Genomic DNA, 17,606 nt, shown 5'->3' with positions numbered 1-17,606 from the left:
GCAGCTCTCCGGCTCGGCCCGGCCACCATCGGCGGCCGTCGATATCCCTTATGCCACCACCGGGCGCCAACTACACCTGCGGCGAACTAGTCTCGGTGACCGTGGCAGGACAGGCAGGCGCCCCGGGCGCATCGGCGTCGCGCGGGCAGCGGGCACTGGGACTGGTGCGGCGCGCCCTCGGACTGGATGTTCCGGCCCCGGAGCACACCATCGCGGTCCTGCACAGCGACGAATCCGAAGTGCCCGGGCTGGATCGGCGCGAACGCGCGCAACTGGACCGGATCCGGCTGATGGGCGCCACCGGGACCGTTCTCATGGCGATCAGCGCGCTCGGGATCGGCGCGCAACCGGTCCATCAGAACCCCACCTCCGGAATGCGGGTACTGGGAATCTTCGCCCGTGCCCACACCGGTTCCCTGGCCATGTGCATGGTGGGCACAGCGACCGTCGTTCTGGCCTGGCTGCTGCTGGGCCGTTTCGCCGTCGGCGGGCTCGGCGGCACGCCCCGGCACCGGCTCACCCGGCGCCAATTGGACCGCACCCTGCTGCTCTGGATCATCCCGCTCTGCGTCGCACCGCCGATGTTCAGCAACGATGTGTACTCCTATCTGGCGCAGAGTGAGATCGCGGCGCGGGGAATCGACCCCTACCTGGAGGGTCCCGTCGCGGGCCTCGGTATCGACAATGTGCTGACGAACAACGTTCCCAACATCTGGCGGGAGACACCGGCGCCCTACGGACCGCTGTTCCTCTGGATCGGCCACGGGATCGCCCAGGTCACCGGGGAGAACATTCTGGCCGGGGTCTGGGTGCATCGGCTGCTCGCACTCGCCGGTGTCGCGCTCATCGTCTGGGCGCTGCCGCGCCTGTCCGTGCGCTGCGGGGTGGCGCCGGTCAGCGCGCTGTGGCTGGGGGTGGCGAATCCGCTGGTGCTGTTCCATCTCGTCGGCGGGGTGCACAACGACGCCCTCATGCTGGGCCTGATGCTGGCCGGCCTCGAGTTCATGCTGCGAGCCATCCACGGAGTGGCCGGCGACGGCGGTCCACCGCCACTGGACGGGCGCGGGTGGGCCCTGCTGATCGCGGGGGCGGTGACGATCAGCCTCTCCGCGTCGGTGAAGGTCACCTCGATCATCGCTCTCGGATTCGCGGGTATGGCCCTGGCCCGGCGCTGGGGGCCCGGCCTGCGGCCGATACTCGCGGCCGCGGGGTTGCTCGGAGTGATCGCGATTCTGACGACCCTGGTGATCAGCACGGCGAGCGGACTCGGCTTCGGATGGCTGAACACCCTCAATACCGCCAGCGCCGTGCGCAGCTGGATGTCGCTGCCCACGGCGCTGGGCATCGTCACCGGATTCGGCGGCGTCCTGCTCGGTCTCGGCGATCACACCACCGCATTGCTCAGCATCACCCGGCCGATCGCCGCGGTGGTCGCGGGGGTCATCACCGTGCGCATGCTGGTGGCGACCTGGACCGGCCGGATCCACCCGGTCGGCGCGCTCGGGGTCTCACTGGGCGCGATCGTGCTGCTTTTCCCGGTGGTGCAGCCCTGGTACCTGCTCTGGGCGATCGTGCCGCTGGCCGCGTGGGCCACCCGGCCGGTGTTCCGCGGGCCCGCCATCGGTATCTCCGCGGTGGTCAGTGTGATCCTGATGCCCCGCGGCGCCGATCTCGAGGTGTTCCAGATCGTCGGGTCGGCGGTGGCCACGGTGATCGTCTCGGTGCTGTTCATCGTGGTCACCCGCAACGCCCTGCCGTGGCGCGCACAGCAGGGGGTGTCGCCCCCGTCACAGCAGGCCGAGGCTTACGGTGTGACCTCGTGACCGCTTCCCGGGTACCCGCCGTCCAGGTGGACCACGTCGCCAAACGCTACGGCGAGACGACCGCGGTGGACGGTATCGATTTCACCATCGAACCTGCGCAGGTGTTCGCCCTGCTCGGGCCGAACGGCGCCGGTAAGACCACCACGGTGGAGATGTGCGAAGGCTTCGTCCGGCCCGACGCCGGCACCGTGCGGGTACTCGGGCTGGATCCGATCGCCGATTCCGAGCGGCTGCGGCCCCGTATCGGCGTGATGCTTCAAGGGGGCGGCGCCTATCCGGGAGCCCGGGCGGGCGAAATGCTCGACCTGGTCGCCTCCTACTCGGCCGACCCGCTCGACCCCGAATGGCTGCTCGGCGTGCTGGGTATGGCCGACAGCCGCCGCACACCTTATCGGCGGCTCTCCGGCGGACAGCAACAGCGACTGTCGCTGGCATGCGCCCTGGTCGGCCGGCCGGAAATCGTCTTCCTGGACGAACCCACCGCGGGGATGGACGCCCAGGCCCGGATCCTGGTGTGGGAATTGATCGACGCGCTCCGCCGCGACGGTGTCAGCGTGCTGCTCACGACTCATCTCATGGACGAGGCCGAGGAATTGGCCGACCATCTGGTGATCATCGACCACGGACGTATCGTCGCCTCCGGTACACCGGCCGAGGTGACCGCGCACGGCGCGGCCGGCCAGCTGCGTTTCGCGGCACCACCGAATCTCGACCTGGCCCTGCTGCAGCGGGCACTGCCGGAAGGGTTCTCCCCCAAGGAGACCGGCCCCGGCTCGTATCTGGTGGAAGGTGAGATCAACCCCCAGGTGCTGGCCACGGTGACGGCCTGGTGCGCACGGGTGAACGTGCTCGCCACCGATATCCGCATCGACCAGCGCCGCCTCGAGGACGTTTTCCTGGAACTGACCGGACGGGATCTGCGCGCATGATGGGATACCTCCACCTCCGCCTCGACCGCGGCGGATCACATGTGCCGGCTTCGGAGGAGGCCCGGTGACCAAACCCGATCTCACCGCCAACCGCTTCGGGCCGGGAACCTTCGCCCCCGATCCGCGTCCCGCCGGCCGCGGCGCCATGCTGCTCGCGCAGACCCGCCTGGATCTGGTGCTGCTGCTACGCAACGGCGAGCAATTGCTGCTCACCATGTTCATCCCCATCACCCTGCTGGTCGGACTGGCGTTGCTGCCGTTCGGCGACATGGGCCCGGACAAGATCGACAAGATCGTGCCCGCGGTGATGATGGTGGCGGTGATGTCGACGGCGTTCACCGGCCAGGCCATCGCCATCGGTTTCGATCGGCGCTACGGCGCGCTCAAACGCCTGGGTGCCACTCCCCTGCCCCGCTGGGGGATCGTCGCCGGTAAGAGCGGCGCGGTGTTGCTGGTGGTGGTCCTGCAGGCCGTGCTGCTGGGGCTGATCGGGGTGGCCCTGGGCTGGCGGCCGACCCCGGCGGGCCTCGTGCTGGGAGCCTTGCTGATCGCGCTCGGTACCGCGACCTTCGCCGCGATGGGACTGCTGCTCGGGGGCACCCTCAAGGCCGAAGTGGTGCTGGCGCTGGCCAATATCCTCTGGTTCGTGATGCTGGGTATCGCCAGCGTGGTCTTCGCCTCCGAGGAACTGCCGTCGGTGGTGCACACGCTGGTGCGGCTGGTGCCTTCCGGTGCGTTGGCCGTCGCATTGGAGGACGCGCTGCGCGGGAGCGTCGACTGGTTCGGCGTGATCGTTCTGGCCCTCTGGGGTACCGGTGCGGGCCTGCTGGCCGTGCGCTGGTTCCGGTTCGAATAGCCCGGACAGACCGGCCACGACGCCTCGTAGTAGACCGGCGGCGGGCACCCCCCCGCCCGCCCGCTACCATCGTGACGTGCTCTCTCGCGCCTTCCTGCGACTCGTCGACCGGCTCCCCCTGCCCTCGCGGCGCACCCAGCTGCTGCTCGCGCTGGCCGCGCTCGCCACCCAGGCCGGAATCGCGGTCACCGGCGCGATCGTGCGGGTCACCGCCTCCGGGCTGGGCTGCCCGACCTGGCCGCAGTGTTTCCCGGGTAGTTTCACCCCGGTCAGCGTCTCGGAAGTGCCCGGGATCCATCAGGCCGTGGAGTTCGGTAACCGACTGCTCGTCTTCGCGGTCACCCTGTGCGCGGCGCTCATCGTCCTCGCCGTCATCCGGGCCCGGCGCCGCCGCGAAGTGCTGATCTACGCCTGGCTGATGCCCGCGGGCACCGTGCTGCAATCGATCCTCGGCGGTATCACCGTGCTGACCGGACTGCTGTGGTGGACCGTCGCACTGCATCTGCTGGCCTCGATGCTCATGGTCTGGCTGGCCGCGGTGCTGGTCTCGAAGGTGGCCACACCCGACGACGGCGTGGAGACCGTCCGCGCTCCGGCCCCGCTGCGTATGCTCACCGCGCTCAGCGCGGTGGCCCTGGCCGGAGTCCTGGTGGCCGGCACCCTGGTCACCGCCGCGGGCCCGCACGCGGGCGATAAGAGCATCGATCGCCCGGTGGCCCGGCTCGAGGTCGAGATCACCACCCTGGTCCATCTGCACGCGCAACTGCTCATCGGCTACCTGGCCCTGCTGATCGGCCTCGGGTTCGGCCTGTACGCCACCGGTATCACCACACCGGTGCGCGACCGGTACTTCGTCCTGATCGGCCTGGTGCTGGCGCAGTCATCGGTCGGGGTGGTTCAGTACTTCACCGACGTACCCGCGGCCCTGGTCGCGATCCATGTGGGCGGTGCGGCGCTGTGCACCGCGGCCACCGCCGCGCTGTGGGCTTCGCTGCGTACCCGCGAAGCGCTGCCTGCGGGAGTCCGGCAACCGGATACACAACCCGCCTGAGCGTCACACCCCGCCGGCACCGCTGGTGTAGCTCCGGGCTACCAGCGCGGAGGTCAGATACCACAGGCCGGTGGGAATCGCGGGATCGAAACCGGTCAGCAGCCGCACCCGTTTGAGCCGGTAATCGAGTGTATTCGTGTGCATATGCATCAGCCGCGCGGTCCGCTGCCGGTTGAAATTGTTGGCGATGTGCTGCCGCAATGTCTCCAGCAGTTCGGGATGCTCGTCCAGCGGGTCCAGGATGGCGCTGAGGTGCTCGCGCGCCGGGCCGGGCCGGGTGATCTGGAATTCCAGGGCCAGATCGGTGAAGCGGTGCAGCCCGCCGCCGTCGGTGATGCGCTGCACGGTATCGAGAAGTTCATGGGCGCGATCCGTCGCGTCGGGGATCTCGGTGGGCGCGGCCGTGACCACGGTGCCGGTGACCGGAACCTGCGCCACCCGGGACAGCCCGTCGATCAGTCCGTCGAGCGCCTCGTCGGGAAACGCCTCCGCGGGCAGCAGGACCGTGCCGCCGTCGATGCTGAGCAGCGACAACGCCCGTTCACCGCAACAGCGGGCCAGTTCCGCCTGGACCCGGCGCAGTTTGCGCCGCGCGACGATCCGCCCGTCCACCTGTGGCGCCGATTCGTCCGGATGCGGCGGCAACGCCAGGGCCAGCACCTGATACGACGCGGCGATCTCGATACCGCATTCGCGGGCCATGGTGGCCGTGCTGTGCCCGCCGAGCAGAGCGGAGGTCAGGGTGTGCACGGCGGTGTGGTGTTCGGAGACGACCCCGCGGTATTCGCCCACATAGGCCAGTGCGACCTCCGAGGTGATGGTGTCCAGGATTTCCAGCATCCGGCGGGCAGTCGCGACCAGGGGCGCCGAATCCGCCGGGCCGGCCGTGGACATGATCCGGTCCAAACCTAGTTTGAATCCCTCGTGGATGGCGTGATTGATCGTATCGATCGGAATACCCTCCCGCGCCCATTCCGCCGCGGCCTCCCGGATCTGTTCGATCCGCTCCGGGAGTTCGCGTCCGTCGAGCCGGCTGAGGGTGAGTTCGAGACACAACCTCGTCACCGCGGTCACGTCGCCCTGTAAGGCGTCGCCCGGCAGGGTCCCGCACGGTGCGACGTGCTCGACGAAATGCCCGACCATCTGACGGGAAAGTGTCGAAACATCACGAAGATGATTCGAAATGGGACGGCCGGACATCGTAAGTCTGGAACGGGTCGGATTACTGACCGTCATATCGGCTCCTTCTACCCCGGACTGTCGCTCGAGGCACCAACGGTAGCGCGAACCGGTTACTCGTCAGTAGGTTTTGTACACGAATCTGTTCGAGCTACCTGAAGGTCCGGGGCCCGACCTGTGAGTACCCACAGGTATCACATAATCCGGGGCCTATTTCTCGTTGCGCGCCACCGGGAACCGGGTCTGCTTGGCGACCCAGCCGGCCATCTTCGCCCAGTGACCGGCGGCCGGCGTCGTCCGCGATACCAGTTCGCGCTCCCAGCCCTCGGCGGCGGTCAGCCCGTCCACTGCCTCGACCAAGGCCCGCGCGGTCGCGGTATCGGCCACCATCCGGTCGCCGAGCACCCCGTCGGCCCCCACCAGCGTGATCCGGACGCCACGGCGGCCCACCGGCTGCAGCACGGCCTCGGCCGACCCTCCGTGCGCGGCGACGAATGTGCGGACCGAGTCGACGATCGTCTTCGGTGCGCGAACGGCGGCGGTTGCGGTATCAGCACTCATGGACCGGAGTCTACCGGCGAGTAATGCCGCTCCGACCCTGCCGTCCGCACTCGGGCCCGCGCGGCCGGGACGGATCTCGCCGACCCGCGGGAGCACACCGGCGGCGCGGGTGTAGAACTGGACCATGCGCGCCATCCAGGTAGACAGGCACGGTGGTCCGGAAGTCCTGACCCTCGCCGAGGTTCCCGAACCGGAGCCCGGGCCGAATCAGCTACTGGTCGATGTCGATGCCGTCGGTGTCAACTACATCGACACCTATTTCCGCACCGGCACCTACCCCCGCCCGGTTCCCTATATCCCGGGCTCCGAGGGCACCGGAATCGTCGCCGGAATCGGCTCCGAGGTCACCGGATTCACCGTCGGCGACCGGATCGCCTGGGCGGCCGGACCGAACAGTTACGCGCCGCGCACCGTGGTGGACGCGGCGGTCGCGGTGACCGTACCCGGCGATGTCGATCCGCCGGTGGCCGCGTCGGCCCTGCTGCAGGGGATGACGGCGCACTATCTGATCGAATCGGTCTACAAACCCGAACCGGGCGAGACCATCCTGGTGCACGCAGGGGCCGGCGGGGTGGGGCTGCTGCTCACCCAGCTGGCCGCGGCCCGTGATATCCGGGTGATCACCACGGTCTCCTCCGACGAGAAGGAAAGCCTCTCCCGCGCCGCCGGAGCCCGGGAGGTACTGCGCTACGGCGAAGGTCTCGCCGACCGGGTCCGCGAACTCACCGACGGCGAAGGCGTGGCCGCCGTCTACGACGGTGTGGGCGCGGCCACCTTCGATGCCAGCCTGGCCGCACTGCGGGTGCGCGGCATGCTGGCACTGTTCGGCGCGGCGAGCGGTCCGGTGCCGCCGGTGGACCTGCAGCGGCTCAACGCGGCCGGTTCCGTATTCGTCACTCGGCCCAATATCGCGCACTACACCCGCGATCGGGCCGAACTCGAATGGCGGGCGGGCGATATCCTCGAGGCCGTCGCCGACGGTTCCCTCACCGTCCGGGTCGGCGCGACCTACCCACTCGCGGAGGCCGAACAGGCGCATCGCGATCTGGAGAGCCGTAAGACCACCGGTTCGATCGTCCTGCTGCCCTGACCGGGCGCAGATACGACCGGGCCGGGGCCCCCGGCCCTCAGTAATCGCGGCCGGTGAGTCCGCGGTAGACGAAACGCGTGAGACTCTCCACGGCCTCGGCGTCCGATACTTCCAGCGCACCGTCCTCGACCGCGGCCGCGATGGCCTGGACGAGGTAGAACATCATCGCGAGGCTGGCGTCGACCGTGCCGGGCAGTGTCAGACCCTTCGCGAGCAGACCGTCCAGGTGATCGGCGATATCGACCCGCTGATCCGCGCCGAATCGACCCATTTCCCGGGCGAAATCGTCGTTGACCAGGGCGGCCTGTCCCATCGCCCGCAGCACCGGGGCGTGTTCGCGGGCGAAATGCCAGAAGCCGGCGATATGGAACCGAACGGCGGACGGATCACTGAAATCCGGATTGTGCTCCTCCCGACCGGCCTGTTCGTCACCGGCCGCACTCAAATCGGTCAGTAGCGCGCGCAGCAACTCCTCTTTGCCGGAGAAATGGTTGTAGAACGATCCCGCCGACCGGCCCGCCGCCGCGGTGATATCGGTGATCTTGGTGTTCAGGTAGCCGCGCTCCGCGAATACGCGCCGGGCGGCGGCTTTGAGCGACTGCTCCGTTTCTTCGGCCCGTTCCTGACGGCTCGTCACCACCCACCTCACCTCCTTGACACGGCAACCTACCAAGGAGAATACTGAATACAGATTCACTGAATCTAAATTCATTCAATCTCTGTCAGGAGTTCCCGTGTCGTCATCCGTTCTCGTCGTGGGCGCCGGCCCCACCGGCCTCACCCTCGCCATCGACCTGGCCCGCCGCGATATCGCGGTGCGCATCATCGACAAGGCCACCGAGTTCTGTCCCGGATCACGCGGCGACGGCATCCAGCCCCGCACCCTCGAAGTCTTCGACGACCTGGGCATACTGGACGCGGTGCACGCGGCCGGGGCCCCGGCCCCGGTGATGCGCGCCTATTTCGACGGCGAATTCGCCGGTGAATCCCGGATGAGCGAACCCGTCGCCCCCACCCCGGCGGTCCCCTATCCGAATCCGTGGTTCCTCGGCCAGGCGCGGACCGAGGAGATCCTGCGGGCCCGGCTGGCGGAGTTCGGGGTCCGGGTCGAATCGGGCACCGCGCTGGTGTCGTTCGACCAGGACGACGCCGGTGTCACCGCCGCGCTGTCCGGCCCGGGCGGCGCGGAGACCGTGCGGGTCGCCTACCTGGCCGGCGCGGACGGTGGACGTAGCGCGGTACGCAGAACAGCAGGTATCGAGTTCGAGGGCACCACCGACGAATCGGTGCGCCTGCTGCTCGGCGACGTCCGGGCCGATGCCCTCGATCACGATTCCGGCTACTGGTTCGCCGCCGCAGACAGTCCGATGCGCGGTATTGCCTTGTCACCACTGCCGGGCGGGCGCCATTTCCAGGTCGCCATGCCCGTGGAACAGGACATCGAACCCTCACTCGCGGCACTGCAGACCTGCATGGATCGCTACGCGGGGCCGAGGGAGATCACACTCACCGACCTCACCTGGGTGACCGTTTGGCGTCCCAATATCCGGCTCGCGAGGCAGTTCCGTTCCGGCCGGGTGCTACTCGCCGGTGACGCCGCGCACGTGCACCCGCCGACCGGTGGCCAAGGTATGAACACCGGTATCCAGGACGCCTACAACCTGGGCTGGAAACTCGCCGCCGCGTTGAACGGTGACGAGAAACCGCTGGAAACCTATGATCCGGAACGGCGAGCGGTCGCGGCGCGAGTCCTCGGGATCAGCACCGCGTTGCTCGGCAAGCTGACCGACGGTGCGGAAGACGCCATGGCCCGCGGCGAGGAGACCCGCCAGCTCGATATCACCTACCGCGATCCGGCCGACACCCGCCGGGTGGCGCCCGGCGATCGCGCGCCGGACGCGCCGTTGCAGGATTCCGAAGGGCGTCCGGTCCGGTTGTTCGACCTCTTCCGCGGCCCACACCCGACACTGCTGTGCTTCGGCGCCGACCTGCCCGCCGGATCCGCGCCTCACTCCTACCGCGTGCTGCGGCCCGGCGCGACGGCCTCCGGGCCTGCTCTGATCGATGTGGACGGGCACGCGCACGACGCCTACGACGCGATCGCGGGGACCCGGGTACTGGTGCGCCCGGACGGCCACCTCGGTTCCGTGGCCTGACACCGGCCGGCGGACGAACACCCGGTCGCGCCGTGATCATCGGGCCACCGGGTGGGGGTCAGCCGAAGAAGACCTCGCCCAGCGTGGTCCAGCCGAGAACGGAATCGATCGCCAGACCGCAGAAGACCACCGCGAGATAGTTGTTGGACTGCAGGAACAGCCGCAGCGGTTTCACCGATTCGCCGCGCCGCACCCCGGAGTAGAGCTGATGGGCCATCAGCAGGAACCAGGCTCCGGCGACCAGTGCGACCGCGGCGTAGATCACCCCGGTCGCCGGGACCAGCGCCAGGGTGGTCAGCACGGTCAGCCAGGTGTAGACCACGATCTGCTTGGTGACGGTCTGTTCGGTGGCGACCACCGGCAGCATGGGCACACCGGCGGCGCGATAGTCCTCCTTGTACCGCATGGCCAGCGCCCACGTATGCGGCGGCGTCCAGAAGAAGATCACCCCGAACAGTGCCAGCGCCGGCCAGCCGATGGTGCCGGTGACGGCCGACCAGCCGACCAGGGCCGGCATACAGCCGGCCGCGCCGCCCCACACCACGTTCTGCGAAGTGCGTCGTTTGAGGCCCAGCGTGTAGACGAAAACGTAGAACAGGATGGTGGCGACCACCAGCGCCCCGCTGAGCAGGTTGGCCTGCCACCACAGCCACGCGAACGAGCCGATGCCCAGCAGGACACCGAAGACGAAGGCGTGCGAGGTCGGCACCGCGTCGCGGGCCAGCGGACGTTTGGCCGTCCGCTTCATCACCTTGTCGATATCGGCGTCGGCGACACAGTTGAGGGTGTTCGCGCTCGCCGCGCCCATCCAGCCGCCGAACAGGGTGGCCAGGATGAGCCGGATATCGACCTCACCGCGGTCGGCGAGGAGCATGGTCGGGATGGTGGCCACCAGCAGCAGTTCGATGACGCGGGGTTTGGTGAGCGCGAGATAGGCGAGCGGACGACGGGCAACCCGGGCCAGTGTCGCGCTGCCGAGGACGCGGTCCGCGGGTGCCGGGGCGGAATCGTGGGCGCCGCCGACCCCCGGGTCATGACCGATCCGCACTATCTCTCCTCGCACGCTGTGCTTCGCATCCGGCTGTAGGAACGAGCAGCGCGCGGCTGCGACGCGGCTACTACTACAGACGATGGTAGACCCACGCCCCGGACACTCCCCCGCTCGCCCCTTGCGCGCCGGGCTCGCGCGGCGGCGCTTCTCGCGGCCGGGCCCGCGACACGGCCGCACAGAACTTGCCGGGGGGCGCGCACCCGGGGCGGCCGGGCGCAATTAGGGTAGGGGGTGTATGCGGCGCCACAGTCACCGCGCCGCACGGTTCGCCACCCCTGCCCGCCATTTTTCGACGCCTCGAAATGTCAGGAGAAACACGGTCGTGTCAGTGACAGACGACATCCGCGCCCTCACCCAGCCGAACCTTCCGGACGACTGGACTGATCTGGACACCAAGGCTGTCGACACCATCCGGGTCCTCGCCGCCGATGCGGTCCAGACCGCCGGGAACGGCCATCCGGGCACCGCCATGAGTCTCGCGCCGCTGGCCTACACCCTGTTCCAGCGCACCATGCGCCACGACCCCGCCGATCCCGAATGGGTCGGCCGCGACCGGTTCGTGCTGTCCTGCGGTCACTCCAGCCTGACCCTCTACATCCAGCTGTACCTGGCCGGCTTCGGACTGGAACTCGACGATCTGCGTACCCTGCGCAAATGGGGCTCACTGACCCCCGGACATCCGGAGTACCGGCACACCAAGGGCGTCGAGATCACCACCGGCCCCCTGGGCCAGGGCCTGGCCTCCGCGGTCGGTATGGCGATGGCGGCCCGCCGCGAGCGCGGCCTGTTCGATCCCGAGGCCGCGACCGGGGCCAGCCCGTTCGACCATCACATCTACGTGGTCGCCTCCGACGGCGATATGGAGGAGGGCGTCACCTCCGAGGCCTCCTCGCTGGCGGGTACCCAGCAACTGGGCAACCTGGTGGTGATCTACGACGACAACAAGATCTCCATCGAGGACGACACCACCATCGCCTTCACCGAGGACGTGGCGGCCCGGTACGAGGCCTACGGCTGGCATGTCCAGGTCGTCGAGGGCGGCGAGGACGTCGTGGCCATCGAAGCCGCGCTGGCCGCGGCCAAGGCGGAGACGGGTAAACCGTCGCTGGTTCTGCTGCGCACCATCATCGGCTATCCCGCACCGAACAAGATGAACACCGGCGGCGCGCACGGCGCCGCGCTGGGCGCAGACGAGGTCGCCGCCACCAAACGCGCCCTCGGCTTCGACCCCGAACAGAGCTTCCAGGTCGCCGACGAGGTCATCGCGCACACCCGTAAAGCAGCCGAGCGGGGCGCGCGGGTACACGCCGATTGGACCGTGGAATTCGATGCCTGGGCCCAGCGTGCCCCCGAGGCCAAGAAGCTTTTCGACCGGCTCTTCAACGGACAGCTGCCCGACGGCTGGATCGATACCCTCCCCACCTGGGAGCCCGACGCCAAGGGCCTGGCGACCCGGAAGGCCTCGGCCAAGGTGCTGGCCGCGGTCGGCCCGGTGCTGCCGGAACTGTGGGGCGGTTCGGCCGACCTCGCCGAATCCAACAACACCACCATCCCCGATTCGCTGAGCTTCGGCCCCGAGGCGATCTCCACCGGAATGTGGAAGGCGAGCCCGTACGGCCGCACGCTGCACTTCGGTGTCCGCGAGCACGCGATGGGGTCGATCCTCAACGGCATCGCCCTGCACGGGCCCACCAAGCCCTACGGCGGCACCTTCCTGGTGTTCAGCGATTACATGCGCCCGGCGGTGCGGCTGGCCGCGCTGATGCGGGTGCCGGTGACCTATGTCTGGACCCACGATTCCATCGGGCTGGGCGAGGACGGTCCCACCCACCAGCCGATCGAGCATCTGGCCGCGCTGCGCGCCATCCCCGGTCTGTCGGTGGTGCGTCCCGGTGACGCCAACGAGACCGTGTACGCCTGGCGCGCCGTGATCGAGAAGCACAGCGGAAAGCACAATTCGCCGTTCGTCTCCAGCGACGCGGTGGGCACCGGGGGGCCGGCCGCACTGGCCCTGACCCGCCAGGACCTGCCGGTCCAGGAGGGGACGAACTACGAGGGCGTCGCCAAGGGCGGATACATCCTCGCGGAGGCCTCCACCGGCGTCCCGCAGGTGATTCTGGTCGGCACGGGCTCCGAGCTCCAGCTCGCCGTGGCCGCGCGCACTACGCTGGAGGAGCAGGGTATCGGAACCCGGGTGGTCTCGATGCCGTGCGTGGAGTGGTTCGACGCGCAGGACAAGGCCTATCGCGACGAGGTGCTGCCCCCGGCAGTAGCCGCCCGGGTCGTGGTCGAAGCCGGTATCGCCATGCCGTGGTACCGGTTCACCGGCGACGCGGGCGAGATCGTGTCGATCGAGCATTTCGGCGCCTCGGCCGATTACAAGACCTTGTTCCGTGAGTTCGGCTTCACGCCGGAGGCTGTCGTGGCCGCTGCGCAGCGCACGCTCGACAACGTGAAGGGATAAGGGTTCATGGCACAGAACGAGAACGTCGCCGCCCTGGCCGCGGCCGGGGTATCGGTGTGGCTGGATGATCTGTCACGCGATCGGATCAACTCCGGCAACCTCGCCGAACTGATCGCCACGCGCGGGGTCGTCGGGGTCACCACCAACCCGACCATCTTCCAAGGGGCCCTCAGCAAGGGCCACGCCTACGACGAGCAGGTTCGTGAGCTGGCCGCCCGCGGGGCCGATGTCGACGCCGCGATCCGCACCATCACCACCGACGACGTCCGCGCGGCCTGCGATGTGCTGGCCCCGGTGTTCGAACAGTCCGGCGGAGTCGACGGCCGGGTCTCCATCGAGGTCGATCCCCGGCTGGCCTTCGACGCGGACAAGACCGTCGCCCAGGCGGTCGAACTGTGGAAGATCGTCGACCGGCCCAATCTCTTCATCAAGATCCCGGCCACCGAGGAGGGTCTGCCCGCGATCACCGCGGTGATCGAAGAGGGCATCAGCGTCAATGTCACGCTGATCTTCTCGGTCCAGCGGTACCGCTCGGTCATGGGCGCCTACCTCGACGGCCTGCGCAAGGCCCGGGTGGCCGGCCACGATCTGGCCAGGATCCATTCGGTCGCCTCGTTCTTCGTCTCCCGGGTGGACACCGAGATCGACAAGCGGCTCGAGGCCATCGGCACCCCCGAGGCCCTCGCGCTACGCGGAAAGGCGGGCGTGGCCAACGCCCGCCTGGCCTATGCCGAGTACCTCGACGTCTTCGGCTCCGGCGGCGATCACGCCTCCACCTACCACCATCTGGCCTCCGCCGGCGCGAACCGGCAGCGGCCGCTGTGGGCGTCCACCGGGGTGAAGAACCCGGATTACCCGGACACCCTCTACGTCACCGAACTGGTCGCCGCGAACACGGTGAACACCCTGCCGGAGAAAACCCTCGAGGCCGTCGCCAATCACGGCGAGATACGCGGGGACACGGTCTCGGGTACCGCCGACGACGCGGCCGGTGCGTTCGAGCAGCTCCGCGCGGCGGGTATCGACCTCGACGATGTGTTCGTCGTGCTCGAACGCGAGGGCGTGGAGAAGTTCGAGAAGTCCTGGGAGGAACTGCTGGAGGCCACCGCGGCCGAACTGCGGTCCGCGGGAGGTAACTGACGCCCATGGCCGGCGCTCCGGAGAGCACGCAGACGGCATCCGGCACCCCGTGGCGTAACCCGCTGCGGGACAGCCGGGACAAGCGGATCCCGCGTATCGCGGGCCCGTGCAGCATGGTGATCTTCGGTGTCACCGGAGATCTCTCCCGGCGCAAGCTCATGCCGGCCATCTACGACCTGGCGAACCGGGGGCTGCTACCCCCCGGCTTCGCCCTGGTCGGTTTCGCCAGACGGGAGATGTCGGACCGGGATTTCGGCGAGATCGTCCACGAGGCGGTGCGGGCGCATGCGCGGACCCCGTTCCGCCAGGAGGTGTGGGATCACCTGGCCGAGGGATTTCGTTTCGTCCAGGGCACGTTCGAGGACGACGAGGCCTTCGCCCGGCTCGCCGACACCCTCGCCCGCCTGGATACCGAGCGCGGTACCGGCGGCAATCACGCCTTCTACCTGTCGATCCCGCCGAACACGTTCCCCGTGGTGCTCGATCAGCTGCATCGGCACAAACTCACCAATACCGCCGATATCCAGGGCCCCGCACCCTGGCGGCGGGTGGTGATCGAGAAACCTTTCGGTCACGACCTGGAAAGCGCCCGCGAACTCAACGCGCTGGTGAACCGGGTGTTCCCGGAGGAGACCGTGTTCCGGATCGACCACTATCTCGGCAAGGAGACGGTGCAGAACATTCTGGCGCTGCGTTTCGCCAACCAGTTGTTCGACCCGATCTGGAACGCGAACTACGTCGACCACGTGCAGATCACGATGGCCGAGGATATCGGCCTGGGCGGCCGGGCCGGATACTACGACGGGATCGGCGCCGCGCGCGATGTGATCCAGAACCATCTGCTGCAACTGCTCGCGCTGACCGCGATGGAGGAGCCGATCAGCTTCGAACCCCGCCAGCTGCAGATGGAGAAGATCAAGGTCCTGTCCGCCACCAAACTGGTCGAACCGCTGGACGAGACCACCGCCCGCGGCCAGTACGCCGCCGGGTGGCAGGGCGGTCAGGAGGTGGTGGGCCTGCTGGACGAGGAGGGTTTCGACCCGCAGTCGCGCACCGAGACCTATGCCGCGCTGACCCTCGAGGTCGATACCCGGCGCTGGGCCGGCGTGCCGTTCTATCTCCGGACCGGTAAACGGCTGGGCCGGCGTGTCACCGAGATCGCCGTGATCTTCAAGCGGGCACCCCACCTCCCGTTCGACCAGACGATGACCGCGGAGCTCGGCGAGAACGCCCTGGTGATCCGGGTGCAGCCGGATGAGGGCATCACCATGCGATTCGGTTCGAAGGTGCCCGGATCGTCGATGGAAGTACGCGACGTGAACATGGATTTCAGCTACGGCGAGGCGTTCACCGAATCGTCGCCCGAAGCCTACGAGCGGCTGATCCTGGACGTGCTGCTCGGTGAACCCTCGTTGTTCCCCGTCAACGCGGAGGTCGAATTGTCCTGGCGCATCCTGGATCCGGTGCTCGCGCAGTGGGCCGCCGACGGTAAACCCGAACAGTACGAGGCCGGGACCTGGGGCCCCGATTCGGCCGCCGAGATGCTGGCCCGCACCGGCCGGGAATGGCGGCGTCCGTGATCATCGATATCCCCGACACCACCACCGGCGCGGTCACCAAACGCCTGGTGCAGCTGCGCGAGAGCAACGGCGTGATCACCATGGGCCGGGTGCTGACGCTGGTGGTGTGCACCCTGGACAGTTCCGAGGCCGAGGACGCCATCGACGCCGCCAATGACGCCAGCCGCGAACATCCCTGCCGGGTGGTCGTGCTGGCGCGCGGCGACCGGTTCGCGCCGACACGGCTGGACGCGCAGATCCGGGTCGGGGGCGACGCGGGCGCGGCCGAGGTGATCGTGCTGCGGTTGCAGGGCGAACTGGTGAGCCACGAGAGCAGTGTGGTCATCCCGTTCCTGCTGCCCGATACTCCGGTGGTGGCGTGGTGGCCACGCGGCGCCCCGGCCTTCCCGTCCAAGGATTCGGTGGGCCGGTTGGCGAACCGCCGCATCACCGACGCCACCTTCGCCCCGGATCCGCAGGCGACCATCAAGGGGCGCCACGACTCCTACGCGGCCGGTGATTCCGATCTGGCGTGGAGCCGGATCACCTACTGGCGGGCCCTGCTGGCCGCGGCGATGGACGAACCCCCGTTCGAACCGGTGGAGTCGGTGACCGTTTCGGGTCTGCGCGAAGAACCCGCCCTCGATATTCTCGCCGGCTGGCTGGCCGGTCGCCTGGGCTGCCCGGTACACCGCCGGACCGGAGACCTCGTCGTCGAATTGCGGCGCCCGTCGGTATCGATCTCCATCGCCCGGCCGCAGACCGGGGTCACCGCGACCCTCACCCGCACCGGCGACCCTGTGCAGCGGATCGCTCTGGCGCGCCGCGAAACCCGCGACTGCCTGGCGGAGGAGTTGCGCCGGCTGGACGCCGACGAGATCTACGCCGAAGCCCTCGCCGGAATCGAAAGGGTGACCTATGACCACTAGTTCCGAGACCACCGTCGAGGTCTACCCCGACGGTGACGCGCTGACCACCGCCGCCGCCCGCCTCTTCGTCGACACCCTGACCGCGGCGCAGGCCGATCGGGGTACCGCCTCGGTGGTGGTGACCGGCGGTGGAACCGGTATCACGCTGCTGGAGAAGGTGCGCGCGAACCCGGGCGCCCTGGACTGGTCGAAGCTGGACGTGTTCTGGGGCGACGAACGTTTCGTCCCGGCCGGCGATCCCGAACGCAACGAACTACAGGCGCACCGGGCCCTGCTCGATCACGTCCCGGTGGACCCCGCGCGTATCCATACGGTGGCCACGTCCGACGGCGAATACCCGGACCCGGTCGAAGCCGCCGCCGAATACGCCACCGCCCTACGCGCCCATCTGGCCGCCTACGGCGCGTTCGATCTGCACCTGCTCGGCATGGGTCCGGACGGTCATATCAACTCGCTGTTCCCCGGCCACACCGAAACCCTCGGCGAACAGCACGAACTGGCCGTCGCGGTAACCGACTCCCCCAAACCGCCGCCGGTGCGCGTCACGCTGACCTACCCCGCGATCCGCCGGGCCCGGCAGGTGGTCCTGGTGGTCTCCGGTGCCAACAAGGCCGAACCGGTGGCCGCGGCGCTCAACGGCGCCGATCCGCTGAAGGTTCCCGCAGCGGGGGCCCGGGGCACGGAATCCACCGTATGGCTGGTCGATCGCGATGCCGCACCCGGGGCAGTGATTTCGGCCAATGGGAGACCGCCGTCGAAAAGATCGAGGCCCGCCGCGCGGCGGACGGCATCGTGGCGGTCACCGGGATCTCGTTCAG

At 68.8% G+C, this 17,606-nt stretch carries 14 protein-coding genes and 1 pseudogene; 11 read left to right on the top strand and 4 right to left on the bottom strand.

The genetic code is table 11. From position 1 onward, the window contains the following. Positions 1-164: 164 nt before the first annotated feature. From mptB to AB0F41_RS24650, 4 genes are all read left to right on the top strand, one after another. Positions 165-1,823, top strand: coding sequence for a polyprenol phosphomannose-dependent alpha 1,6 mannosyltransferase MptB (gene mptB, locus AB0F41_RS24665; RefSeq protein WP_357427684.1), 1,659 nt, complete (start codon positions 165-167; stop codon positions 1,821-1,823). Beyond that, complete coding sequence (locus AB0F41_RS24660; RefSeq protein ID WP_357427633.1) at positions 1,820-2,752, top strand: ABC transporter ATP-binding protein; 933 nt, start codon at positions 1,820-1,822, stop codon at positions 2,750-2,752. Before mptB ends, AB0F41_RS24660 begins: the two co-directional genes overlap by 4 nt. Positions 2,753-2,816: 64 nt before the next feature. Next, on the top strand, positions 2,817-3,608 hold the full coding sequence (locus tag AB0F41_RS24655; RefSeq protein WP_357427631.1) for an ABC transporter permease: 792 nt from the start codon (positions 2,817-2,819) through the stop codon (positions 3,606-3,608). Positions 3,609-3,684: 76 nt separating this feature from the next. After that, a complete protein-coding gene (locus AB0F41_RS24650; protein ID WP_357427629.1) occupies positions 3,685-4,659 on the top strand; it encodes a COX15/CtaA family protein in 975 nt (324 codons plus the stop codon). A 3-nt stretch (positions 4,660-4,662) separates the two neighbouring features. Here the strand turns inward: AB0F41_RS24650 and AB0F41_RS24645 are convergent, their stop codons facing one another. Together AB0F41_RS24645 and AB0F41_RS24640 are read right to left on the bottom strand one after the other, a co-directional pair. Beyond that, positions 4,663-5,895 (bottom strand): helix-turn-helix domain-containing protein, encoded by a 1,233-nt coding sequence (locus tag AB0F41_RS24645; RefSeq protein WP_357427627.1) that lies wholly within the window; start codon positions 5,893-5,895, stop codon positions 4,663-4,665. A gap of 153 nt (positions 5,896-6,048) precedes the next feature. Then, positions 6,049-6,399, bottom strand: a complete 351-nt coding sequence (locus tag AB0F41_RS24640; protein ID WP_357427625.1) for a hypothetical protein — start codon at positions 6,397-6,399, stop codon at positions 6,049-6,051. A 124-nt stretch (positions 6,400-6,523) separates the two neighbouring features. On the opposite strand from AB0F41_RS24640, the gene AB0F41_RS24635 reads away from it, so the two are divergent. Then, entirely contained in the window at positions 6,524-7,489 is a 966-nt protein-coding gene (locus AB0F41_RS24635; RefSeq protein ID WP_357427623.1) for a quinone oxidoreductase, read from the top strand. 37 nt (positions 7,490-7,526) lie between these two features. On the opposite strand, the gene AB0F41_RS24630 is transcribed toward AB0F41_RS24635, so the two are convergent. After that, positions 7,527-8,126 carry a TetR/AcrR family transcriptional regulator gene (locus tag AB0F41_RS24630; protein ID WP_357427621.1) on the bottom strand — a complete coding sequence of 200 codons (600 nt, stop codon included), beginning with the start codon at positions 8,124-8,126 and terminating at the stop codon, positions 7,527-7,529. Positions 8,127-8,223: 97 nt separating this feature from the next. Between AB0F41_RS24630 and AB0F41_RS24625 the strand changes: the two genes are divergently transcribed. Then, positions 8,224-9,645, top strand: coding sequence for an FAD-dependent monooxygenase (locus tag AB0F41_RS24625; protein ID WP_357427619.1), 1,422 nt, complete (start codon positions 8,224-8,226; stop codon positions 9,643-9,645). Positions 9,646-9,703: 58 nt separating this feature from the next. Here AB0F41_RS24625 and AB0F41_RS24620 read toward each other — a convergent pair whose 3' ends face one another. Further along, on the bottom strand, positions 9,704-10,693 hold the full coding sequence (locus tag AB0F41_RS24620; protein ID WP_357427617.1) for a heme o synthase: 990 nt from the start codon (positions 10,691-10,693) through the stop codon (positions 9,704-9,706). Between the two features lie 325 nt (positions 10,694-11,018). Here AB0F41_RS24620 and tkt point away from each other — a divergent pair, with 325 nt between their 5' ends. From tkt to pgl, 5 genes and pseudogenes are all read left to right on the top strand, one after another. Next, entirely contained in the window at positions 11,019-13,160 is a 2,142-nt protein-coding gene (tkt, locus tag AB0F41_RS24615; protein ID WP_357427615.1) for a transketolase, read from the top strand. A 6-nt stretch (positions 13,161-13,166) separates the two neighbouring features. Beyond that, positions 13,167-14,300 carry a transaldolase gene (gene tal / locus AB0F41_RS24610; protein ID WP_357427613.1) on the top strand — a complete coding sequence of 378 codons (1,134 nt, stop codon included), beginning with the start codon at positions 13,167-13,169 and terminating at the stop codon, positions 14,298-14,300. Positions 14,301-14,305: 5 nt separating this feature from the next. Beyond that, positions 14,306-15,880, top strand: a complete 1,575-nt coding sequence (gene zwf / locus AB0F41_RS24605) for a glucose-6-phosphate dehydrogenase (protein ID WP_357427612.1) — start codon at positions 14,306-14,308, stop codon at positions 15,878-15,880. Further along, positions 15,877-16,788, top strand: coding sequence for a glucose-6-phosphate dehydrogenase assembly protein OpcA (gene opcA, locus AB0F41_RS24600; protein ID WP_357427682.1), 912 nt, complete (start codon positions 15,877-15,879; stop codon positions 16,786-16,788). Before zwf ends, opcA begins: the two co-directional genes overlap by 4 nt. Next, a pseudogene (gene pgl, locus AB0F41_RS24595) lies at positions 16,778-17,506 on the top strand (6-phosphogluconolactonase); the annotation flags it as partial. The gene opcA and the pseudogene pgl, both read left to right, overlap by 11 nt. Positions 17,507-17,606 lie beyond the last annotated feature (100 nt).

This window comes from Nocardia sp. NPDC024068 (assembly GCF_040638875.1).
In the GTDB taxonomy this organism is placed as follows: Bacteria; Actinomycetota; Actinomycetes; order Mycobacteriales; family Mycobacteriaceae; genus Nocardia.
This window is presented reverse-complemented; position numbering and strand designations above follow the sequence as displayed.

What these genes read in the sequence shown, in the direction of transcription:
- zwf (WP_357427612.1), top strand. Translation starts at nt 14,306, where the DNA reads ATGGCCGGCGCTCCGGAGAGCACGCAGACGGCATCCGGCACCCCGTGG.
- AB0F41_RS24645 (WP_357427627.1), bottom strand. Translation starts at nt 5,895, where the DNA reads ATGACGGTCAGTAATCCGACCCGTTCCAGACTTACGATGTCCGGCCGT.
- tal (WP_357427613.1), top strand. Translation starts at nt 13,167, where the DNA reads ATGGCACAGAACGAGAACGTCGCCGCCCTGGCCGCGGCCGGGGTATCG.
- AB0F41_RS24640 (WP_357427625.1), bottom strand. Translation starts at nt 6,399, where the DNA reads ATGAGTGCTGATACCGCAACCGCCGCCGTTCGCGCACCGAAGACGATC.
- AB0F41_RS24635 (WP_357427623.1), top strand. Translation starts at nt 6,524, where the DNA reads ATGCGCGCCATCCAGGTAGACAGGCACGGTGGTCCGGAAGTCCTGACC.